Origin of the sequence: Gracilibacillus ureilyticus (genome assembly GCF_900111195.1) — a bacterium.
Taxonomy (GTDB): domain Bacteria; phylum Bacillota; class Bacilli; order Bacillales; family Amphibacillaceae; genus Gracilibacillus; species Gracilibacillus ureilyticus.
The window spans coordinates 71,371-94,544 of record NZ_FOGL01000014.1 but is presented as its reverse complement, the minus strand read 5'-3'; the positions used below and the strand labels follow the sequence as shown (position 1 = coordinate 94,544).

22 protein-coding genes are annotated in these 23,174 nt (G+C 37.1%); 15 read left to right on the top strand and 7 right to left on the bottom strand.

Features of this window, described 5'->3' with window-relative positions:
• Window positions 1-72: 72 nt before the first annotated feature.
• Window positions 73-2,385: a nitrite reductase large subunit NirB gene (nirB, locus tag BMW36_RS13730; RefSeq protein WP_089742072.1), complete on the bottom strand. Its 2,313-nt coding sequence runs from the start codon at window positions 2,383-2,385 to the stop codon at window positions 73-75.
• A gap of 303 nt (window positions 2,386-2,688) precedes the next feature.
• Between nirB (BMW36_RS13730) and nirB (BMW36_RS13725) the strand changes: the two genes are divergently transcribed.
• The 5 genes from nirB (BMW36_RS13725) to BMW36_RS13705 all read left to right on the top strand — a co-directional run bounded on the left by nirB (BMW36_RS13725) (window position 2,689) and on the right by BMW36_RS13705 (window position 8,081).
• The gene (gene nirB / locus BMW36_RS13725; RefSeq protein WP_089742070.1) at window positions 2,689-5,088 is read left to right on the top strand and encodes a nitrite reductase large subunit NirB; all 2,400 of its coding nucleotides are present in this window, start codon (window positions 2,689-2,691) and stop codon (window positions 5,086-5,088) included.
• 18 nt (window positions 5,089-5,106) lie between these two features.
• Entirely contained in the window at window positions 5,107-5,445 is a 339-nt protein-coding gene (gene nirD / locus BMW36_RS13720) for a nitrite reductase small subunit NirD (RefSeq protein WP_089742068.1), read from the top strand.
• Window positions 5,446-5,517: 72 nt separating this feature from the next.
• On the top strand, window positions 5,518-6,300 hold the full coding sequence (gene cobA / locus BMW36_RS13715) for a uroporphyrinogen-III C-methyltransferase (RefSeq protein ID WP_089742066.1): 783 nt from the start codon (window positions 5,518-5,520) through the stop codon (window positions 6,298-6,300).
• Window positions 6,301-6,310: 10 nt separating this feature from the next.
• On the top strand, window positions 6,311-7,069 hold the full coding sequence (locus BMW36_RS13710) for a sirohydrochlorin chelatase (RefSeq protein ID WP_089742064.1): 759 nt from the start codon (window positions 6,311-6,313) through the stop codon (window positions 7,067-7,069).
• A complete protein-coding gene (locus BMW36_RS13705) occupies window positions 7,053-8,081 on the top strand; it encodes an anthranilate phosphoribosyltransferase (protein ID WP_089742062.1) in 1,029 nt (342 codons plus the stop codon). The genes BMW36_RS13710 and BMW36_RS13705 overlap by 17 nt, the downstream gene beginning before the upstream one ends.
• Window positions 8,082-8,102: 21 nt before the next feature.
• Here the strand turns inward: BMW36_RS13705 and BMW36_RS13700 are convergent, their stop codons facing one another.
• The gene (locus BMW36_RS13700; RefSeq protein ID WP_089742060.1) at window positions 8,103-8,714 is read right to left on the bottom strand and encodes an NAD(P)-binding protein; all 612 of its coding nucleotides are present in this window, start codon (window positions 8,712-8,714) and stop codon (window positions 8,103-8,105) included.
• Window positions 8,715-8,888: 174 nt separating this feature from the next.
• Here BMW36_RS13700 and BMW36_RS13695 point away from each other — a divergent pair, with 174 nt between their 5' ends.
• The 7 genes from BMW36_RS13695 (at window position 8,889) to BMW36_RS13665 (ending at window position 15,170) form a co-directional block, all read left to right on the top strand.
• Window positions 8,889-9,497: an alpha/beta hydrolase gene (locus BMW36_RS13695; protein WP_089742058.1), complete on the top strand. Its 609-nt coding sequence runs from the start codon at window positions 8,889-8,891 to the stop codon at window positions 9,495-9,497.
• 195 nt (window positions 9,498-9,692) lie between these two features.
• Window positions 9,693-10,088, top strand: coding sequence for a GntR family transcriptional regulator (locus tag BMW36_RS13690; RefSeq protein WP_089742056.1), 396 nt, complete (start codon window positions 9,693-9,695; stop codon window positions 10,086-10,088).
• Entirely contained in the window at window positions 10,063-10,962 is a 900-nt protein-coding gene (locus BMW36_RS13685) for an ABC transporter ATP-binding protein (RefSeq protein WP_089742054.1), read from the top strand. The genes BMW36_RS13690 and BMW36_RS13685 overlap by 26 nt, the downstream gene beginning before the upstream one ends.
• Window positions 10,937-12,910, top strand: a complete 1,974-nt coding sequence (locus BMW36_RS13680) for an MFS transporter (protein WP_089742052.1) — start codon at window positions 10,937-10,939, stop codon at window positions 12,908-12,910. The genes BMW36_RS13685 and BMW36_RS13680 overlap by 26 nt, the downstream gene beginning before the upstream one ends.
• Window positions 12,911-12,930: 20 nt before the next feature.
• Window positions 12,931-13,476: an RNA polymerase sigma factor gene (locus BMW36_RS13675; protein WP_089742050.1), complete on the top strand. Its 546-nt coding sequence runs from the start codon at window positions 12,931-12,933 to the stop codon at window positions 13,474-13,476.
• A 77-nt stretch (window positions 13,477-13,553) separates the two neighbouring features.
• Window positions 13,554-13,811: a hypothetical protein gene (locus BMW36_RS13670; RefSeq protein WP_089742048.1), complete on the top strand. Its 258-nt coding sequence runs from the start codon at window positions 13,554-13,556 to the stop codon at window positions 13,809-13,811.
• A 318-nt stretch (window positions 13,812-14,129) separates the two neighbouring features.
• Window positions 14,130-15,170, top strand: a complete 1,041-nt coding sequence (locus BMW36_RS13665) for a lactonase family protein (RefSeq protein WP_089742046.1) — start codon at window positions 14,130-14,132, stop codon at window positions 15,168-15,170.
• A 53-nt stretch (window positions 15,171-15,223) separates the two neighbouring features.
• On the opposite strand, the gene BMW36_RS20410 is transcribed toward BMW36_RS13665, so the two are convergent.
• The 4 genes from BMW36_RS20410 to BMW36_RS13650 all read right to left on the bottom strand — a co-directional run bounded on the left by BMW36_RS20410 (window position 15,224) and on the right by BMW36_RS13650 (window position 20,274).
• On the bottom strand, window positions 15,224-15,382 hold the full coding sequence (locus BMW36_RS20410) for a hypothetical protein (RefSeq protein WP_175480464.1): 159 nt from the start codon (window positions 15,380-15,382) through the stop codon (window positions 15,224-15,226).
• A gap of 30 nt (window positions 15,383-15,412) precedes the next feature.
• Window positions 15,413-17,347, bottom strand: a complete 1,935-nt coding sequence (locus BMW36_RS13660) for an aconitate hydratase (RefSeq protein WP_089742045.1) — start codon at window positions 17,345-17,347, stop codon at window positions 15,413-15,415.
• 109 nt (window positions 17,348-17,456) lie between these two features.
• Window positions 17,457-19,337 carry a molecular chaperone HtpG gene (gene htpG, locus BMW36_RS13655; RefSeq protein ID WP_089742043.1) on the bottom strand — a complete coding sequence of 627 codons (1,881 nt, stop codon included), beginning with the start codon at window positions 19,335-19,337 and terminating at the stop codon, window positions 17,457-17,459.
• 166 nt (window positions 19,338-19,503) lie between these two features.
• Window positions 19,504-20,274 (bottom strand): alpha/beta fold hydrolase, encoded by a 771-nt coding sequence (locus BMW36_RS13650; RefSeq protein WP_089742041.1) that lies wholly within the window; start codon window positions 20,272-20,274, stop codon window positions 19,504-19,506.
• Between the two features lie 146 nt (window positions 20,275-20,420).
• Between BMW36_RS13650 and BMW36_RS13645 the strand changes: the two genes are divergently transcribed.
• The 3 genes from BMW36_RS13645 to BMW36_RS13635 are packed head-to-tail and all read left to right on the top strand — an operon-like array spanning window position 20,421 to window position 22,325.
• Window positions 20,421-20,678 (top strand): transcriptional regulator SplA domain-containing protein, encoded by a 258-nt coding sequence (locus BMW36_RS13645; RefSeq protein WP_089742039.1) that lies wholly within the window; start codon window positions 20,421-20,423, stop codon window positions 20,676-20,678.
• A complete protein-coding gene (gene splB, locus BMW36_RS13640; protein ID WP_089742037.1) occupies window positions 20,671-21,699 on the top strand; it encodes a spore photoproduct lyase in 1,029 nt (342 codons plus the stop codon). Before BMW36_RS13645 ends, splB begins: the two co-directional genes overlap by 8 nt.
• Window positions 21,700-21,725: 26 nt before the next feature.
• Window positions 21,726-22,325, top strand: coding sequence for a DUF421 domain-containing protein (locus tag BMW36_RS13635; RefSeq protein WP_089742035.1), 600 nt, complete (start codon window positions 21,726-21,728; stop codon window positions 22,323-22,325).
• 50 nt (window positions 22,326-22,375) lie between these two features.
• On the opposite strand, the gene BMW36_RS13630 is transcribed toward BMW36_RS13635, so the two are convergent.
• Complete coding sequence (locus BMW36_RS13630; RefSeq protein WP_089742033.1) at window positions 22,376-23,074, bottom strand: TraR/DksA C4-type zinc finger protein; 699 nt, start codon at window positions 23,072-23,074, stop codon at window positions 22,376-22,378.
• Window positions 23,075-23,174: the final 100 nt, after the last annotated feature.

Here is a 23,174-nt window from a genome sequence, read left to right as displayed (position 1 = left end):
TTATTCTCCGTATTTAATGGAGGTGGCTTCACCCAGTGCTATAACGTCTGGTTTTGTAATCATCTCATATTCTCACTTTACTGTTTTCTTTTTTCTAATCGACTGGTCTTCCATTAACCTGGCTAATAACAGATTTTGCAACTCTTTATTAAATAGTGCTTCGCGTATGTGGACAAGTCCGACTCGATTCGCCCAGTTTCCAATCGATTCATTGAAACTGGCGGACTGCCTGTAATATTGAATGAAAGAAAGCACTATTTTTTGTGTATCCTTAAGCGAACGGGTAACAGTTAGTAAATTGTGGCTGTAAACAGAAGGATCATATACATAAATTTCCCAAAAGTCATTCGCTGAAATTATATAGATGTCTTTAGAGATCATTGCTTGTCCGGACGGAACGGAATCTATAATTTCCATATCGATCCGGCAGGGCATTTTCAAATATTCCGTTTTTTCCTCAATAAACGTTGCGAGAGATAAAGCAGATGGCGAAGTGTCCACTTCAACACTTTTTATCATATTGTCTGTAAAGGAAAATAACTTCATATTCAACTCTTTGCAGACAGAAATGAACTTTCGTTCTGGCACATCGTGAAGAATGATTCGATTATCCTTAATTTTTGCCGGAGATAGCTGATTGTTTAAAACTACCTCACTTATTTTCAGTAATTGTTCACCGGTAACTGTACCTCCGTAAAGTTGCGGAATAATAGTATAGCTGCCATTATGCTGCTTAGTTGCATTTATATTTTCATCAACATAGATAAATTGTTGATCATGATTATTTTCCGGATAAATCATTTCCAGATAATAAAGCAGTGCTGCCTCACAATGCGGGCAACCATTGAGTGTTTTCCACCTTAGTTCTTTTCGAACAGTATCTATGGAAGACAAGTTTCTTGTCTGGATTTCACTGATAACATCATCTTCGGATAGCTCCGTACAAGAACAAAAGCGAAGCTCTTCAGTAGTTTCATAGAAATGATCACTTCTTATATATGCAAGTAATTCTTTGACAACAGGCTTACAACCGCCACAGGAACTGGACGCTTTGGTACAGCTTTTAATTTCGTCAACTGTCTGCAGGTCTTTCGACAGTACATTGTCAATGATGTTCCCTTTTGTCACGTTATTGCATGTACATACATGCGCATCTCGTTTCAAGCAAGCGGCATATGAATCTTCAATATTTACGGGTTGTAAAAGATTAGCTTTTTCTTTATCAGGAGTGAATTTTTTCTTCTTTATAATATCCAGTAGTCTGGGACCTGAAGAAGTCTCTCCAAAGAGTACAGCCCCTATCACTTTGTTCTCTTTGAATAGGACTTTTTTATATATGCAGGACACTTCGTCATAAGCAGAAATAACTGTAGTATCATCAGAGGTATTAATGTTTCCGACTGAAAATACATCAACCCCTGAAACTTTCAATTGGGTTGATAACACCGACCCTGTATATGGTTCTGTTTTTTTCCTGCATAAATATTTAGCTAAAATCTCGCCCTGCTCATATAATGGTTTTACTAATCCATAAACAATTCCTTTATGTTCCGCACATTCGCCAACTGCAAAGATGTCTTTTTGATTTGTTTCCATCCATTCATTAATGACAATCCCCCGGTTTGTCTGGATTCCGCTGTTTATAGCTAACTCTGTGTTTGGCTTAATGCCGGCAGCCATCACTACCAGATCTGTTGATAATTCACTTCCGTCTGTGAAGCGTATTCCTTCCACTCTGTCTTTTCCGATGAATTCTGCTGTTTCTTTCTTCAAAAGAAAACTCATTCCCTGATCTGTCAATACCCTTTGAAGCATGGCGGCAGCCTTCTCGTCTAATTGGTTATTCATCAACCGATCAGCTAAATGAATTACGCTTACTTCCATTCCTAAATTCAATAATCCGCGAGCTGCTTCCAAACCTAGAATACCTCCACCAATAACTGCAGCTTTCTTATAACTTTTTGCTGTATCGATCATTCGCTTACAATCATCAATTGTTCGAAATGCCATCACACCTTCTTTATTGCTGCCGGGAACAGGAAGGATAAACGGAACAGAGCCAGTTGCTATGATTAATTTATCGTAAGCAATTTGACGTTTTGATGTACTTACTGTTTTATTTGAAGAATTAATCAAATGGACGGTTTCGTTAGGATAAAGGGTAATTTCATTCCTTTCATACCAGTCCCAGTCATTTAGTATGATCTCATTAAAAGAAACATTACCTTGCAGAACAGAAGACAACATAATACGACTGTAATTTGTATAAGGCTCTGAACCGAAAATTGTTATATGATAAAGACTGGAATCTTCTTTTAAAATTTGCTCAATACATTTTAAACCAGCCATTCCATTTCCTATTAAGATAAGCTTCTCTTTCCCCATCAGGTGATACCTCCCACAAATACTGCTATCTTTACATGTAACGAAAGTTAACATGAAATTTAATAACAACCTTCTATAAGGTTCTTTTTTTAAAATAGCCAATTCCTTTAAATAAATCGTACCATCGTCCATACTTTGATGTCTTTCTGTTTGTAAGGTTATTTAACAGATTTTTCATGAAGGATTCATTGTGAAGGAGTTAAAAACCATGTAAGAAAACTTAACAAATGTTTGGAAAGTATTAATTTAAAAGGGTACGCTTTATACATGTTAAATTTCCGAAAACAAATTGGGGGACTAGGCATGGAGAAGAAAAAACTTGTACTGATAGGTAATGGTATGGCGGGTATCCGAACTATTGAAGAGATCTTGAAGTTGTTACCGGAAGAATTTGAAATTACGGTGTTTGGTAAAGAACCTTACCCGAACTATAACCGAATACAGTTATCAAAAGTATTGCAGGGTGATACGGAAATAAAAGATATCACATTAAATGAATGGGATTGGTATGAGGAAAATAACATCCGATTATATCCTGGAGAAACAGTTACAAAAATCGATAAAGATATTCAAACGGTGTATACCGATAAAGGAAAAGAAACACCGTATGATTATCTTATTATCGCAACAGGCTCTAATCCATTTATGCTCCCGCTGCCGGGTGCAGATAAAGAAGGGGTAACGGCATTTCGAGATATTGAAGACTGTGAGAAAATGATTCATGCATCAAAGAATTATAAACGCGCAGCAGTAATAGGTGGTGGTTTACTAGGTTTAGAAGCAGCCAGAGGACTTCTGAATCTAGGAATGGAAGTAGATGTCATTCATATCGCAGATTATTTAATGGAGCGTCAGTTAGATCGTTCGGCTGGTAAATTACTGCAAGAAGAGTTAGAAGCTCAAGGCATGAACTTCCTGCTGGAAAAGCAGACAGCTGAAATTTTAGGAAAAAAACGTGTCACTGGCTTAAGATTCAATGATGGAGGGAAAATACCAGCAGATCTAGTTGTAATGGCAGTAGGGATTAAGCCAAACGTTCAGTTAGCAAAAGACACGGGGTTAGAAATTAACCGGGGGATTGTAGTTAATGATCATATGGAAACAAATGTCCCGAATATTTATGCGGTAGGGGAATGTGCAGAACATAATGGGATGGTATATGGTCTGGTTGCACCGCTTTATGAGCAAGGTCAGGCACTGGCAAAGCATATTTGCGGGATGAATCATCAGGGCTATAAAGGTTCTGTATTATCTACCCAATTAAAAGTTTCTGGTGTGAATGTATTTTCAACAGGATTAATTAACGAAACAGACCAGACGAAGTCAATTAAAGTGTTTGATGAATGGAGAAACACTTATAAGAAAATTTTAGTAGAGGATGATAAATTAGCGGGAGCAGTGCTTTTTGGTGATACGAAAGAAGGTACTAAACTACTAAGCTTAATTAAAAAAGGTGCAAATGTAGAAGAATATTTAGAAAGTTCCCAGAGCCAGGATGATAATGAAAGTATTGTAGTATCCATGGGTGATGAAGAAGTCATTTGCGGGTGTAATGGTGTAACAAAAGGCACCATTGTCAATGCTATCAAAACTCAAAATTTAACCTCGGTAGAAGAAGTAAAAGGCTGCACAAATGCTTCGCGATCCTGCGGTACTTGTAAGTCGCTTGTTGCTGATTTATTAACACATACTTTAGGTGATGAGTACGAAGCGGATGAAAAAGAAACAGTTTGTGCATGTACAGATTTATCAAGAGATGAAGTGATCGCAGAGATTAAAGAAAAACATTTAACTCATTCAAGAGAAGTGATGAATGTACTCGGTTGGAAAACAGAAGAGGGCTGCTCAAAATGTAAACCTGCATTAAACTATTATCTAGGGATGGTTTATCCTAAAGAACATGAGGATGAGCGTGAATCAAGATTTGTTAATGAAAGGCTGCATGCGAATATTCAGAAAGACGGTACTTATTCCGTTGTACCGAGGATGTATGGCGGGGTTACAAATGCTGAGGATTTAAGAACAATAGCAGATGTTGCAGAGAAGTATGATGTTGGCATGATTAAATTAACTGGTGGTCAGCGGATTGATTTACTTGGCATAAAAAAAGAAGACTTGCCAAGTGTATGGAAAGATTTAGGGATGCCATCTGGTTATGCATACGGGAAGACCCTTCGTACAGTAAAAACATGCGTGGGAGCAGAATTCTGCCGTTTCGGCACACAAGATTCTACAGGGATGGGAATCAAACTCGAAAAGAAATTTGAAGGGTTAAATACTCCGCACAAAGTGAAAATGGGTGTATCTGCATGTCCTCGAAACTGTGCAGAAGGCGGAATTAAGGATGTAGGTGTCATAGGGTTAGATGGTGTATGGGAAGTATATGTAGGGGGAAATGGTGGTACGGATTTACGAAAAGCTGATCTGTTGGCAAAAGTGAAAACAGAAGATGAGGTATTAGAGTATACAGCAGCATTCCTGCAATATTATCGTGAAAATGCCCGATATCTGGAAAGAACTTCTCACTTCGTTGAAAGAGTTGGATTAGAGCTAATTCAGGAAGTAGTTTTCAATGATGAATTACGCCAGGAGCTTTGTAAAAGAATGGACGATGCACTATCTGTCTATAAAGAACCTTGGAATGAAGTGTTAGAAAGTGAAACGACATTAAGAGATTTATATGAGAAAGTGCATGCAAAATAATAGATGGGGGATTTTACTATGGAACAGACAGTTAAGAAAGTATTTGTCGGCAAATATAGTGAACTGCCAGAGCGTCTGGGAAAGACTGTAATATTAGAAGATAAAGAGATTGCAGTTTTCAAACTTGCAAACGGTGATGTACGTGCGATTGAGAATCGCTGTCCTCACCGCGGCGGAGTGCTGGCAGAAGGTATGGTTAGCGGTGAACATGTGTTTTGTCCTCTACACGATTGGAAGATTAATGTTACAGATGGATTGGTACAAGCACCTGATGAAGGGTGTGTACAAACGTTTGAAATCATGAAAGAAGATGAACAAGTATATGTTCTCGTTCCAAGTGAAATAACACAATCTTAGAATGAATGAGGAAAGTGCACAATTATGCACTTTCCTCTGCTATTTATTCATCAAAATTGAGGAGGAAGTGTAATGGGAAAAGTTTATTTGGTAGGAGCAGGGCCAGGGGATCCAGATTTAATTACAGTGAAAGCCTTAAAGTGTATTCAAAAAGCGGATGTTATTTTATATGATCGTCTGGTTAATCAGCAATTGATCAAAGAAGCAAAACCGGATGCAGATCTTATTTACTGCGGAAAATTACCAAAGATGCATTTTATGAAACAGGAAACGATCAATCATTTGCTGGTCAAATATGCAAAGAAAGGGAGAACTGTGGTAAGATTGAAAGGTGGTGACCCATTTGTTTTTGGCAGGGGAGCTGAAGAAGCAGAAGTCTTGGCGAAACAAGGAATTGAATATGAAGTGGTCCCTGGTATTACTTCAGGTATAGCAGCTCCTGCATATGCTGATATTCCCATTACGCACAGGGAAGTAGGCAGATCTTTTGCTGTTATTACTGGTCACTGTAAGAATGGTCAGCCTGGTGAGATTAATTGGGAGCAGCTGGCGAATTCTGTTGATACTTTAGCTATATATATGGGGATGAGTAATCTTTCTTTTATTATCGATCAGCTCTTGAAAGCTGGTAAAAGAAAAGAAACACCAATCGCGATTATCCATGCTGGAACAACTGAACAGCAGCGTATGGTTTCGGGTACTTTAGACTCCATTCTGGAAATTGTAAAAGCTGATAAGATAAAAAATCCGGCTATGATTATAATTGGAGAAGTTGTGCAAATTGGAGAAAACCTGAGGCGATTAAAAAATATACAATGGCAAGAGGATTTAAAAGAGGTTATCGAAGCGTACTAGGAGTGATAAAGTGGAAGCTGTAATATATATTTGTCATGGAAGCAGGGTAAAAGAATCAAAGACAGAATCTTTTGAATTAATAAATAAAGTAAAGCAGAAGATTTCTGTTCCTATACAGGAAGCCTGTTTCTTAGAGTTACAGGAACCGAATTTGGCAGAGACGGTTAAAAAAGTGGTGAGCCTCGGGGCAGAAAAAATTACTATTCTTCCTGTATTATTATTAACTGCAGGACATGCAAAAGTAGACATTCCAGAAATAATTGATAAAGAGGTAATGAAATACCCGGAGATAGATTTCCATTATGGCAGACCGATCGGTGTAGACGATAAGATGGTGAGAGCAGTGAAGGATCACATCGAGAGAACAACTGATAATGTGGAGAAATATGATATTGTCTTCGTAGGTAGAGGGAGCAGTGATCTACAAGCTATACAGGATACCGAATCGATAGTTTCCATGTTAAGAAAAGAGTATCCTCACAACAATATAGAGAAATGTTTTTTGGCTGCGAGTAAACCAAAGTTTGAGCCATTTCTAAAAGAGAAAGTAATAGACCTGGAAAAATCGGTGTTAATTGTCCCGTATCTGTTATTCACAGGACTGTTAATTAAAGGAATTAAGGAATATATTGAACAATTTTCCTTAAAAGAAGGACAGGAAATTCTTCTTTCTGAGTATTTAGGCCATCATGAAAATGTTGTGTCCGTTTTACAAGACCGGGTGGAAGAAGCCAGAGAGGAGTCGAAGCTCAGTGCAGCAATGGATTAAAGAAGTAGCAAGAGGCCAAAAAGGAGCAAAAGATTTAAGCTATGAAGAGACAATAGAAGTAGCGGAAGCTATTTTTTCCAAGTCAGCAACAGATGCACAAATTACTGCTTATTTAATTGGTGAGCGAATTAAGACCGAATCTGCGGAAGAGTTACTAGCATTTATCCGAAAGTTACAAGATTATTCTCGTAAATTTACGGTGTCAGAAGAGATCAAGGCAAAAATGATAGATTTCGCCGGACCTTATAATGGCCGTAACTCCTTTGCGGCAACCATTCCTGTTTCACTATTGCTGGCAGATTACGGTATTCCGGCCTATTTGGCTGCAAGTGATACGTTACCTCCTAAATTCGGTACATCAATTAAAGAAATTATGGGAGAACTGGGCTGGCATGAGAACTTATTGAATTTGGAAGAAAATAAAATTATTCATTTGGACCCGGAAGCGTACTGTGAACCCCTGAAGGAATTAAGACGCATCAGGGAAGAGATTGGTGTAAGAACATTACTGAATACTGTTGAAAAATTGCTGAATTTAGCTAATGCTAAAAGTATAATGCTAGGAGCCTTTCACAGGACTGCTATTAACAAACTGAATGACGTTTTTAAACAGTTGGATTATGACAATGTATATATTGTGCAGGGGTTAGAAGGCTCAGAAGATGTCCCGGTTCATCGAAACAGTTTTGTATTTCACTGGACCAAGGATAATTTACAGTCATTCACAGTTAAACCAGCAGATTATGGACTGCTATGCAAAGAGTTTGATAAAAACCAGAAGTTGTCTGCAGTTGATCAGGCAAAGATAATTAAATCAATCCTATCTGGTGAGAGAGTGGAAGAGAACACTTATTATTATAATCAAACTATACTCAATGCCGGACTTAGATATTATTTGTTCGGAGTGGCTGTATCAGTGGAAGAAGGAATTGAAGTGGCCAAAAAGCAATTAGATAAAGGAAATATAATTGAGCTTATCAGTAGCTGGAAAGAGAATGCTATAAAGACATAAGGGCAAATGTGGGAATTTTTTTCACATTTGCTCCTTTAATTTTAGCAAAAAGGCAGCTTGCTCTTTGCTATTGAAAATAGGTTCTTCAACTACCGAATAAAGAATGTGATGCTTCTGCTCATCTGGCAGTGGTGAATTTTTTACCAATCCCCTTACCTGAAATAGAAAATCTACATATGATTCATAACTGACTGTATATGTATTTTGAAGCTCTTCTTTAATTTTTTTAGCTAAGAAGGGACTGGATGCACCGGTGGATATGGAAATTTGTAATTTTCCGCGTTCAACTGTGACGGGGAAATCAATGTTTCCTTTTTCAGAATCGTGACATGCATTTATCCATGCATCGGCAGGTGCATTTGTCAATACCATTTGATTAACCGTATCGTTGTTTGTTGCAATAATGATAAGATCGTGACATGCTAGATCATCTGGTGAAATTTGTTTCTTTAACCAGGTGATATTCTCTCTCATGGTTAGTTTATTCAAACCTGAGGTTATTTCCGGACTGATAATTGTAAGGGAGCTGCAATGGTTATACAATCTTTTTACACGTCTTTCGGCTATCTTTCCACCACCGATTATCACTATCGATTTATCCGATAAATCGACCATTAACGGAATTTTTTTCATTGACAAGGCTCCTTTTTTAAAAATAATACTTCTTCCATATTGTATTATGAAAAAAAAGCCAGGACAAGCTAATTGACAGATAATGTAGCGTTTTTTAAACTAATGATATAGATAAAGATAAAGTTAAATAAATATTTCGAATTTGAGATAATAAGTGATAGAAAGGTTGAGTTGATGAAACATATTTTTAAAAAAGGGAAAAGCTTAAATGGTCCTACTTTGTTATTGTTACATGGCACAGGAGGGACAGAAAATGACTTATTAGGGTTAGCAGAGATAATTGATCCTGATGCTAATATTTTAAGTGTTAGAGGGAATGTTTTGGAAAATGGAATGCCCAGATTCTTTAAACGTCTTGCAGAAGGTGTATTTGATGAAGAGGATCTTATTTTAAGAACAAAAGAATTATATGAATTCATTGACGAATCTGCAGAAGAATACGGCTTTGACCGCAATTATGTCGTAGCAGTTGGTTATTCAAATGGAGCAAATATTGCCGGAAGTCTGCTTTTCCACTATCAGGACGCCTTAAATGCTGCTATTTTACATCATCCGATGGTTCCGCGCCGCGGTATTGAATTACCTGATCTAGCCGGTGTGAAAGTGTTCCTCACAGCAGGACATAATGATCCAATATGTCCGGAACAGGAATCAATAGATTTAGAACGAATTCTTACGGAAAACGGCGCGATGGCAGAAATTCACTGGGAAAACAACGGCCACCAGCTAACAAGATCAGAAGTGGAAGCTGCAAGCGAATGGTACCAGCAAAATATATTATAAAGAGAAGCTATGTATCTTTTTTTGATACATAGCTTTTTTTTACAGCTATAAATTGGAAAAAAGCTTCTCACATTTGATAATAATTTAAATTGTTCTTGCAATTTTGATTTTTTACAATATAATTAAACTGTACTAAACATACTAATACAGTTAATACAATTAATACAGATCATACAGTAGAAAGGTAGGGAGGCTATGTTTGAGCTCGATTTGCGAAGTAGAAGGCCGATTTATGAGCAATTAGTCGATAAGCTGAAGCAGTTGATCATTAATGACGTACTTAAACAAGATGAACAATTACCATCCGTCCGTACACTGGCTCAACAGTTATCGATCAATCCAAACACAATTCAAAAGGCATACCGCGAATTGGAAGCACAAGGATATATATATTCTGTGAAAGGGAAGGGAAGTTTTGTGAGTCAAATGGTAGCAGAAAATAATGAGCACCAAATAAAACAAGCCAAAGACCAATTAAAGAAGCAAATTGCTGAAGCTTTGTTTATTGGTTTAACCGTCCAGGATTTGAAAGAAATACTTGAAGAGGTCATTGGAGGTGAACCGAATGATTCTAATGCAGAACGTAAATAAAAAGTTTGAGAAGGATCCCATTTTAAACAATGTTTCTCTTAATGTGAATAAGGGTTCCATTTATGGGTTATTAGGATCAAATGGAGCGGGGAAAACTACTTTATTAAAAACAATGGCAGGAATTATTAAACAAAAAAGTGGTACGGTGGAAATTGAACAAAAGCCTGTATTTGAAAACTATTCCATCAAGGAAAGGTTAATCTTTATTCCGGATGTATTATTCTTTTTCTCTCAATATACAACAAGGCAGATGGCAAACTTCTATAAGAATATGTATCCGAATTGGAATAATGATAGATTCACTCAGATGCAACTGCTGCTGGATCTTGATCCTGACAAGAAAATTCACCGGTTTTCTAAAGGTATGCAACGTCAAGTAGCTTTCTGGTTAGCGCTTTGTGCAATGCCCGATTATTTAATTTTAGATGAACCTTTCGATGGATTAGATCCGGTAATTCGTAAAAAAATTAAATCATGGGTCATTCAGGATGTTGCAGATCGTGAGATGACGGTTGTCGTATCATCTCATAACTTATCAGAAGTAGAGGATATTTGTGATGCAGTGGGAATCATTCATCGTGGCGAACTACTGCTTGAAAAAGAGCTGGATGATTTAAAATCTGATATTCATAAAGTCCAATTAGCATTTAAACAAGAGGTGTCTGAAGATATCTATCAAGGATTGGACGTTCTTCACAAAGAAAAAAGAGGCAGTGTTCATGTTTGCATAATCCGTGATGACTACTACGAAATTGAAAAACAAATGGAACCGTATGATCCAGTTGTATTCGATATATTGCCGCTAACATTGGAAGAGATTTTTATCTATGAAATGGAGGGTGCTGGATATGCAATCGAGAACATTCTACTTTAAAAAAGAACTTTTGAAGCAGAGTTTCCGAACAACAGGGTGGATTGGTATTGCATACTTTATTGCATTAACCATTATATTACCATTGCAAGTGGTCATGGATATATCAGCTGAGCGGGACGAATATAATACGTATTATTTTGAGAGAGTTGATGACCTGTTTGATATTAATGGTCCATTACAAATTATCACAATTTTAACGGTACCTTTCCTAGCAGGAATATTTGCTTTTCGGTATATCCAGGTAAAAGGATCTGCAGACTTTATACATAGTCTTCCATTATCCAGAAACAAATTATTTCATCATCACTTTTTGGTTGGATATGCAATGGTCGTCATCCCGGTAATTGTCACAGGATTAATCTTGTATATTATGAGTAATACGATGGATGTGGAAGAATTATTTCTTCAACGAGATGTTGGAGTATGGCTGTTTTTCACTGTCATTATTGTCAGCTTAATGTATTCATTTACTGTTCTGGCCGGGGGAATTACTGGTGTATCCGCGATACAGGGAATGCTAAGTTATATTTTTTTAATCTTTCCGGTTGGAATCGTTTATTTAATTTTCTTCAACCTTGAAATGTTATTAAGCGGCTTTTCTCCAGGATATCTGTGGGAAGAAAATTATTCCGGATGGTCTCCAATTGTACAGTCTGTTTTTTTCTTTGAGTCTGGAGAAATTGATTATAATGTAATGTGGATATATGCTGTGATTGCCGTGATATGTTACCTTATAGCACTGGTTCTGTATCGTTGTCGCCCAGTAGAAGCTGCATCACAAACGTTAATCTTTCATTACTTAAAGCCAATCTTCAAAATAGGCGTAACCTTTTGTTTTATGTTATTGTTCGGAACTTATTTCGGGATGGTGCAGGAGCAATATATTGGCTGGATAACTTTTGGCTATATATTTGGGGCATTACTCGGATATTTGATAGCAGAAATGTTAATTCAAAAAACATGGCGTGTGTTTGGCGAGTGGAAAGGCTTCTTCATCTATATCGGCATTTCTTTACTTGTCCTCGCATCATTAGTTTTTGACTGGTTCGGTTACGAAACAAGGGTTCCTCAAGCAGGAGAAGTAGAAGGCATCCAGATAATTGATTTTGTCAGCTATTATGATGATCCTTCAGTTGAATTTGATGAGTTACCGAAAATCGAAGACGAGAAACTAATAAAGCTGATTACTGAATTTCATCAGGAAATCATAGATACAGGGACTTTGGATAGAGACTGGCAATCAGATTCATCAGAAATATATATCAATTATTATTTAGATAACGGCACCAATATTAAACGCCAGTATTTTATTCCGTCTGTTAAAGAATTTAAAGAATATTTAAAACCGGTGTATGAAAATGAAATTTTCCGGAAAAACAGCCGCCATTGGCTTTTTAGTGAAAAAACCGATGTGAAAAATATTAGAATTCACACTTACAGAGATGATGCAGTAATAAGTAACACGCTTGAGTCCCGATTAATGGATGCATTACGGGAGGATTATTTAAATGCTTCTTTCGAGGAAATTATGGCAGGAGAAGAAAGCATTCTAACAATTGAATTCGAATTGGAGGATAATAATTACTATTCTCCCTTTATAGATGTACCACGCAGCTATACAAATACAATGGATCTGCTCGAAAAAGAAGGATTTCATAAATTTACTGATCTTACGGAACAGGAAACGGTAATGATAGCAGTGAAAAACGAATCTTCAAAGCTTAAGTATCTTCATGAAGTCCCTTTTACGGACGCAAGTAAGTTAAAGGATGTATTTGTTACACAAGATCTAAACCAGATTGAACAAATAGTGAAGCTTGAAAAAGAATATGATTACGATGGCAAATGGACGATTGCTGCATTTGGACCAGGAAGAGATGAATACATTACTTCTTTTACTGTTAATGAGGAACAGTTGCCAGCATTCGTAAAAGATTATTTTAAATAGGTAACGAGGGAGGTGATCCAATGATAGGTGTTGAAAACAGAGAGATATGCTTTGCAGATTTGGTAAATAAATATCAGGAGATGATGTTCTATACTGCCCTGCAAATTTTAAAAGACTGCCAGCTTGCAGAAGATGCAGTACAGGAAGCATGGATTAAAGTATTTCGATTTTCAGTTGATCAAAGTAAAATCGATAAGATTTCCGCATGGTTAAGAACGGTCACCTCCCGAACAGCCATTGATATGTTGCGTAAAGAGAACAGATCGAAAATGATTTTACTTGAGGAAGATATAAATATAGAGGAGTTAAAAATATGTTCTGTGGAGCATGTAAATGAAGAAATGGCTATAAAAGGAACGTTTGAAGAAATAAAAAAATGTATGGATCATTCAAGTGATAAATTAAAGTCGGTCTTTTATTTGAAAGTGGTGAAAGGATATCAGGATACGGAAATATCAAGTATATTGAAAATTTCAGAGTCTGCAGTTAAAACAAGGCTATTTCGTGCCCGGAAACTGATAAAACAGCATTACAAAGTATACAACGATATTAAGCCAGGAGCATAAAATATGCTTCTGGTTTTCACTTTTTGAGAAAAGAGTTATAATGGTAGTGATAAAGTTGCTGAAAAAGGATGAAACAGATGAGCTTCATAATATATGTTGTCCTCCCATGGATTTTTTTATGCTTATTTATTATTGGCGGAATCTACAGCTTGTGGAGAAAACTACCGTACTGGTGGGGATTTGCCAGTTGTGCAACTGGTGTTGTTATTTACTTAATTGGTAATGAAATTGTGGGAGGCTATAACGGAATGAGTTTAAGCCTGATTGGCGCATTGCCATTTACCATTGGGTTATTTATTTTATTCTTTTTATTCGTGGGAAGTAAGTTTCAGTAATCCATAATTTGTTCATCATAAGCTTGCCGCAGATGGAGATCATATAACTGTACCCAAATGATTAGGAGGGATCCTTATGCGTAGACGTAATGCGGTATTGCCGATGCTTGCTTCCATTGGAATTGGTGCATATGCTTATTTCCAAATGCGAAAAGGTAAAAACCCTACAAACATGGGCTAATTCTTAAAAATGAGTGTTGAAAAGTACCTCAACGGGTCTTTTCAGCACTTTCTTTATTATTCCATTATTAGAATTTTCAAATTATCTTTGATATAATGGGGGAGTATGACATGATATAAGAAATGAGGGACAAAAGCATGGCGAACAAACGTTATATTGGTTATGTTGGTACATATACGAAGAAAACAAGTAAAGGTGTTTATCGTTTTGAGTTAGATCTGGATAAAAAAGAGTTAAACAATGTCCAGGTAGCGACGGAATTAGATAATCCTACATATGTAACAGTAAGTAAAAACAATAAATTTCTTTATGCGGTTTCTAAAGAAGGAGATCAGGGTGGAGTGACATCCTTTTCTATTAGTGAAACTGGTGAGTTGAAAAAATTGAACAGCAAGGCATCTGCGGGTTCTCCACCTTGTCATGTGAGTGTTAACAGTGACAACAGTCTGGTTGTTGCAGCGAATTATCATACCAAATTAGTGGAAGCATATACAACGGAAACAGATGGTTCTTTAATAGAAACAGCTTCTGCAGAACATAATGGTTCCGGACCGCATCAGCGTCAGGAAAAACCTCATTTGCATTATGCAGGATTCACTCCAGATGAAAAATATGTAGTAGTAGTAGATTTAGGGACAGACACTGTAACAAGTTATCAATATACAGAAGGAAAACTGGAAGAAGTGGCTGTTCTCCAGACACAAGCAGGAAGCGGACCAAGACATCTTGTTTTTCATCCAAATGGGGAATACGCTTATGTGATGACTGAATTAAGTAATGAGGTAATTTCACTTCGTTATAAAGGTGAGGGAAAATTCGAAGAGATTCAGTATTTGTCAGCTATTCCTGAAGACTTTACAGAAAACAGCCAAGGTAGTGCCATCCATATTTCCTCTGATGGAAAGTTTGTTTATGCAGGTAACCGTGGCCATAATTCCATTGCTGTTTATAAGGTAGAAGATGATTTTACACTTTCCTTTGTGGCATGGACGGATACAGAGGGCGACTGGCCAAGAGATTTTGTACTGGATCCATCTGAGCAATTTGTTATCGCATCTAACCAGGAATCGGACACTCTCGTTTTGTTTGAACGGGATAAAGAAAATGGAACACTTACACTCATACAAAAAGATGTAAAAGTACCTGAGCCTGTTTGTGTAAAATTTTTAAATCAATAAACCGGAAATAGTGAAACTCGAACGTATTATAGACGTTCGAGTTTCATAATTTCTTATTCAAGAATTCTGTGATTTACATCTGTATCAATGATTGGATGATCGTCTTCTTCCACTTTTGATACAAAACCATCCCCATTGCAAATGGAACAGGTGTAATGCCATTGTTCATCATCCATTAGCATTCCAGATCCTTCACATGCTTTACATCTCATTTCTTGTGACCCCATTTTGACCAACCTTTCCTATGCTTTGTTTTTAATCCAGTTAATAACCCCGCCCTGGAGAATGATATCAATATGACGTTCTGTTAAGTCATGCTCTACTTGAATCGATTTGTTACTATCCTTTATTTCCACCTCGAACCGGGAAAGCTGCTTAATTGTTTCATGAATATTCTTAAATGACAAAATACTGCCTTCCTGAAGTTTATTATAATCTTCTGTATGAACAAATCGTAATGGTAAAATACCGAAATTTATTAAATTCTGTAAATGGATACGTGCAAAGTCTTTCACTAAAACAACTTTTAGCCCTAAATATCTTGGAGCTAATGCTGCATGCTCGCGACTGGAACCTTGGCCATAATTGAATCCGGCTATAATGGCGTGACCATGGTCATCTCTTGCTTTCATTGCTCTTTCATAATAGGTGTCGTCAACTATTTCAAATGCGAAAGTACTAATCCGTTGTATATTACTTCGATAAGGTAAAACTCGTGCACCACCTGCTAAGATTTCATCAGTAGATATATTATCCGCCATCTTGAGTAAAACAGGTATATCAAAATTATTTTCGATTGGAGCAAAACCAGGGAGTGACGTAATATTCGGACCTTTTTCTAATAAAACAGTTGTATTATCTTCAGGAGGTGCTTCGAGCATACCGTCATCCCCAGCCCTTTTTGGTAACTTTATTTTTGGATAGTTCATATCTAAAGTTCGCGGATCTGTAATTACACCTGTCAGAGCAGATGCCGCTGCAGTTTCTGGGCTGCAGAGAAATACACTATCCTCTCTGGTACCAGATCTACCTGGGAAGTTTCTTGGGGTTGTGCGCAGGCTGTTTCTGTCACTTGCAGGGGCCTGCCCCATTCCGATACAGCCATTACAGCCAGCTTGATGCATTCGTGCGCCTGCTGCTAATAAGGTACCGATATATCCATTGTCGCTAAGTTGTGTTAAAAGCTGCCTTGAAGTTGGATTAATATCAAACGAAATACCAGGCGCGATTTTTTTTCCTTTGACAATCTCAGCTGTTATAGCAAAATCTCGATAGCCGGGATTAGCAGAAGAACCGACATATGATTGGTATATAGGCTCGCCAGCAACTTCACTCACAGGTACAACATTTCCTGGGCTTGATGGTTTTGCAATAAGTGGCTCGATTGTTGATAAATTTAATTCTTCATGTAAATCATAATCGGCACCACGATCTGCTTTTAGTTCAATCCAGTCACTGCCCCTGTCCTGGTTTTGTAAAAATTCTTTTATCACATTATCTGAAGGAAAGACAGTCGCTGTTGCTCCGAGTTCCGCCCCCATATTGGCTATTACATGACGATCCATTGCAGATAAGGTGTCTAGACCAGGTCCATAATATTCAATAATTTTCCCAACCCCGCCTTTTACACCATGTCTCCTTAACATTTCAAGGATCACATCTTTGGCACTGACCCAGTCGGGAAGCTCCCCCGTAAGCTTAACACCCATTATTTGAGGCATTTTTACATGATATGGTTCTCCGGCTATAGCCATTGCTACATCTATACCACCTGCTCCCATTGCCAGCATTCCCATACATCCGTTGGCACATGTATGGCTGTCAGAGCCGAGCAAAGTTTTTCCTGGTTTGGCAAGGCGCTGCATATGTACCGGATGACTGACGCCATTTCCAGGTCTGCTGTAATAGATTCCGAATCTTCTCGCAGCACTTCTTAAAAAGAGATGGTCATCCGCATTTCGGTAATCTTCCTGTATGACATTGTGATCAACATATTGGGCAGAAACTTCGGTCTTTGCTTTATCTAGCCCCATAGCTTCAAGTTCCAGCATTACCATTGTACCTGTAGCATCCTGGGTTAAAGTCTGGTCGATTTTTAAGCTGATTTCCATACCAGCTTTCATCTCTCCATCAATTAAGTGAGTTTCGATTAATTTTTGTGCAACATTTTTTTTCAATGAAATAACCTCCACGCATGAACTATAAAAATAGTTTGCACAGTTTCCGGGAAAATAATCAAAGGAAAAAAGCCTTCACACCAAATGGTATGAAGACTATATAAGTTATTTAAATCATTACTTTGCACATATCATTCGTTAATGCAACGGGATCTTCAACAGGAAGACCTTCGATAAGGAGAGCCTGGTTATATAAAATGTTAGTATATAATTTTACTTTCTCTTTATCTGTGTTATGTGCATTTACTAATGTATTAAAAATCTCATGCTTATTGTTAATTTCGAGTACTTTGTTTGCTTGGATATTCTGATTATCAGGCATTTGACGGAGAACCTTCTCCATCTCAATTGATACATCACCTTCTGCTGATAAGCAGACTGGATGTGATTTCAATCGTGTTGATAACTTCACATCTTTCACTTTATCTCCTAAATGTTCTTTCATTTCTAAGAGTAAGTCCTTATGTTCTTCTTTTTGTTTCTCTGCCTCTTTTTTTGTTTCCTCATCTTCCAGGTTTAAATCTCCACTTGAAACAGATTTAAATTCTTTTTCATCGTAATTCAATAACATTTTAATCGCAAATTCATCCACTTCATCCGTGAAATAAAGTATCTCAAATCCTTTGTCTTTAACCATTTCTGTTTGTGGAAGTTTCTCAATCCTTTCATGGGATTCACCAGTTGCATAGTAAATATGCTCCTGTTCTTCTGGCATTCGTTCCACATATTCCTTAAGACTGACTAATTTCTTTTCTTTAGAAGAATAGAATAGCAGCAGATCCTGAAGCTTATCCTTATTTGCTCCAAAATCACTGTATACACCATATTTCAACTGGCGGCCGAAAGCATCAAAGAATTTTTCGTATTTCTCACGGTCATTTTTCAGCAGGCTCTTTAGATGGTTACTGATTTTCTTTTCGATATTTTTTGCTATTAATTTAACCTGGCGATCTTGTTGCAGAATTTCACGTGAGATATTCAAGGATAGATCCTCAGAATCCACAATACCACGAACGAAACTGAAGTAATCTGGTAGAAGATCTGCACATTTTTCCATAATCAATACACCATTGGAGTACAGCTCCAGCCCTTTTTCAAAGTCTTGGGAATAGTAATTGAAAGGCAACTGCTCCGGAATATATAAGATCGACTGGAACCTTACCATTCCGTCTACACTTACATGTAAATGGCTTAATGGCTGATCGAAACCAAAGTGCTTCTCCTGGTAAAAGGAGTTATAATCTTCATCTTTTAATTCCTGTTTGTTTTTTCGCCAAATCGGAACCATACTGTTAATGGTTTGTTCCTCTGTTACGTCTATTAGCTCATCTTCATTATCACTTTTCGGCTGCTTTTCGGTTACATCCATTTTAATCGGATAACGAATGAAATCAGAATACTTTTTAATTAATGATTTCAATCGGTATTCTTCCAGGAATTCGTCATAATTCTCGTCCTCAGTATTTTCTTTTAGGTGGATGATAATTTCAGTCCCAATATCCGCTTTGTTAAATGGCTCAATGGTGTATCCGTCTTGTCCATCTGATTCCCACTTATATCCTTCCTCATTATGTAACGCTCTCGTGTATACTGTCACTTTATCTGCAACCATGAAGGAGGAGTAGAAACCAACCCCGAATTGACCGATAATTTCCTGACCATCTTCCATTTCTATTTCCTTTTTAAAAGCGAGGGAGCCACTTTTTGCGATTGTACCTAAGTTTTCCTCAAGTTCATCCTGATTCATTCCTATTCCAGTGTCTTTAATTGTTAACGTTCTATTTTCTTTATCTGGCTCAATCCGAATAAAATAATCATCTTTGTTGAAAGAGATGCTATCATCAGTCAACGCCTTGTAATAAATTTTATCAATAGCATCACTAGCGTTTGAGATTAATTCACGTAAGAATATTTCTTTTTGAGAATAAATGGAATGAACCATCATTTCTAGTAGACGTTTTGATTCAGCTTGAAACTGCTTTTTCTCCATCTCATTTGCCTCCTACTTTTTACTTTTTCTATGTATGGTTAGCACTCGAACATACAGAGTGCTAACACCTATTAATTTAGTACAAATAGCAAGGCATGTCAAGGGATTGACGAATGGATCAGTGATCAGCAGTTAGTAAAAAACTTGCTTATGCTGTATAAACAAGCTACAGAAGTAATTTATTTTTCATCCAGTTGAGGATGATCGCATTGCATTCATTATAATACTTTGTGGGCACCTGGTGTTTCGATTTTTCAATAAACGCTATTTCCACATCTTTCACTTTCTCTTCATATAAATACTGATATTTATGAATATAAAAATCATGAGCTCCGTAAATCAGCAGCAGTGGTACATTTATCTGCTCCAGATTATTAGTATTAATATATTTTAAACCTGTTATATATTGTCTTACTAAGCTTGATGGATCAGTCTTCCTTATTTCCTGATAAATTTCGTTAGCTGCATCTGAATTTCGAAAGTGATTTTTAGATAGAGCAAGAGCTAAGATATTTATTAGCCTCTTTTTGGCTACCCAGATCCCCAGTTTATACTCTTGTCTTAATAGAAAACTGCTTACTTTATAATAGCCTCCTATCAAGATTAATCCCAGTGTCCGTTCTGGATATAAGCTTGCAAATGCCTGAGCAATAACTCCACCATTGGAGTAACCGCAAATTATTGCTTTTTTAATTTCATTGGTATCTAAAATTCGTAAAACATCTTTAATGAGCAACTCCATATTAATTGGGTGATCACTTTCTTCACTCCGACAATCACCTCTTATATCGAATGTAATAACAGTACACCATTTTTGCAGCTTTCTTTGATAACGGAAAGTTAAATGACCCATGGCAGGCGGGGGGATAAATAGTAGTGCCGGACCATTTCCTTCTTTCTCGAAATATATGGAGGGTTTATCTTTTGTATATGGCAAATTATTCACTCCCTAGCTGTTAATTAGTTCTTATTGTTTCTAACGTAGAGAAAAATAATTGCAGATTATATTTCTAATATATGGAATTCATATTCTGTGAACGTTAATGACAACCTAAAAATAGAAATAATAGGGGAGGTAGTGAAATGTTAGAACCAACTGATTACAATCATTATAAAGCAGGTGATGTTGTTTACGTGTTTTACCGTAATCCGCATACACAGGATGTAGCAAACATTCAGGAGGCTGCTGTTGTAAGAGATCCTGAAAATCCTGACGGTCTCGCTCTGTTTTTATATGAAACATACTATCCATTATCCAGTGAACTTGCTGTATATCCGAATGAGCAGTCAGCAGAAGCAGCATATCAGCATTATTTTGATGGAGAAATATACGATGATTAAACCATTCATGCCTAAATTAGTTTATTTTGAACCAAAGGCTCTTGACTATCCTTTAGGCGAGAGGCTGATGGAAAAATTTAAGGATATGGATGTAGAGATACGCTATACGACTTCACATAATCAGGTAAGAAATTTACCGGGAGACAATGATTTTCAAAAATACCGTAATGCCAAATCAACCCTTGTCGTTGGAATTAGAAAGACATTGAAATTTGATACATCAAAGCCGTCAGCTGAATATGCAATTCCATTTGCGACAGGTTGTATGGGACATTGCCATTATTGTTACTTACAAACAACAATGGGGAGTAAACCATATATACGCACTTACGTAAACGTAGAGGAAATATTCGAATCTGCTGAAAAATATATGGAAGAAAGAGCACCGGAATTTACTCGCTTTGAGGCGTCGTGTACCTCAGATATAGTAGGGATTGATCACCTCACACATTCATTAAAAGAAGCGATTGAGTTTTTTGGTAAATCAGAATATGGAAAATTGCGATTTGTGACAAAATTTCACCATGTCGATCATTTACTTGATGCAAAACATAATGGGAAAACTCGCTTTCGGTTTAGTATCAATGCAGATTACGTGATTAAATATTTTGAACCTGGTACATCACCATTAGCGAAAAGAATTGAAGCGGCGGGGAAGGTAGCGCGTGCTGGTTATCCACTCGGATTTATTGTTGCCCCTATCTATTTACATGAAGATTGGCAGGAAGGTTATTATCACATGTTTGAACGCCTGCATGAAGAGTTGCCTGAAGATGCAAAAAAGGATATCACATTCGAATTTATTCAGCATCGATTTACGAAGCCAGCAAAACGCGTTATTGAAAAGAACTATCCAATGACCAAATTAGAATTAGATGAATCGAAGCGAAGATACAAATGGGGGAAATACGGGATAGGAAAGTATATTTATCAGAAGGAAGAGGAAGAAGAAATAAAAACTGAACTTTTTAAATATATGAAAAAATTTTTTCCTAATGCAAATTTGGAATATTTCACATGAAGAATTAAAAGTGGAGGGTGAGTGACTTGGAATTAGATTGGATCTGGAAGGCTGTCCTGATCATTATCGTCGGAACGTTATTGCTTAGAATTGCTGGAAGAAAATCCATTTCACAAATGACACTAGCACAAACGGTATTAATGATAGCTATCGGTTCCCTGCTGATTCAGCCAGTAGCAGGGAAAAGTATATGGGTAACATTCGGCGTAAGTGCTGTATTAATCATCACCCTGATTATTGTGGAATTTACCCAGATAAAGTCAGATAAATTCGAGAAATTTATTACAGGCAAGTCTGTTACATTGATAGAGGGTGGAACACTGAATGAGAAGAATTTAAAGAAATTCAGGATATCTGTAGATCTCCTGGAAATGTTATTAAGACAGCAGAGTGTTCAGAATATCAATGATGTGGAATGGGCAACTCTGGAACCTAATGGACAATTAGGCTACATATTAAAAGATGAAGCACAGCCGATTACCAAGCGGGATCTTAACAAGTTGATTACCCAGTTAGAACAATTACAATTGTCCCTGACTAATCGGGAAGTACAACAGAAACAGACTATATTTACTGAGGTGGCGAACAAGGGTCATCAGAAACCACTTGGAAAGCATCTGGAATAAGAAGAACAAAAAATAGCAACTGGAACAAAACCAGTTGCCGATTTTTTGTTTTACCTTCCTGTATAAAAAATGGATGTGACATCATTTTCGTCTAAATAATCTTCATAACGCTCATGATTTTCATTAACTCCGATAAATTTCCCGTTGATATCTGAAAGCAGAAAATTCTCCAATTCTTCAACACTTCCTACAGATTCATCAGAATTAAAGTACATATCATCAAAACTTTTTTCTGTATCATAAAAGTCGGAAGGACCGTCTGATGAACCGAATTGCTCCACACGCTGCCAGGCATCCTCTGCATCAAACAGTGTTGCTTCCTCTTCGTTAAGATCATCATTAAGGTTAGCAGGAATTACATGCTCTTCTTCCGGTCTTGTTTTCTCTATATATTTGTCGGCATGTTGCAGACATTTTTTCGCTGTTGGAATTGCCATCAGGCGATCAGCCGGTATATCTGCACCACAGACTTCGCATTTACCATAGGTTCCATGGTCAATGGCTGTTAAAGCTTCATTAATATCTTTCCATTCACGCTCAATATGTTCATTTAAAGCGATGTCTTTTTCTCTTTCAAATAACTCTGTCCCATGGTCACCGGGATGGTTATCATAATTGGATAATTCAGACATTGACTCTTTTATTAACTCAAGATTCAATCCGAAGTGGTCTTCTAAGTGTTCAGCAATTTCATTCCTTCGCTCTAAAAGCTCTTGCTTACATGCTTTTACCTGCTGGTCTGTTAGCATAAGTTTCACCTCCTGCTTTGCTTAGTATAACCTAATGGATTGTATCTCACTAAAGAGGATTTTGGTAACACTGACATAAATTCAAAAGAGTAGGGGAGAA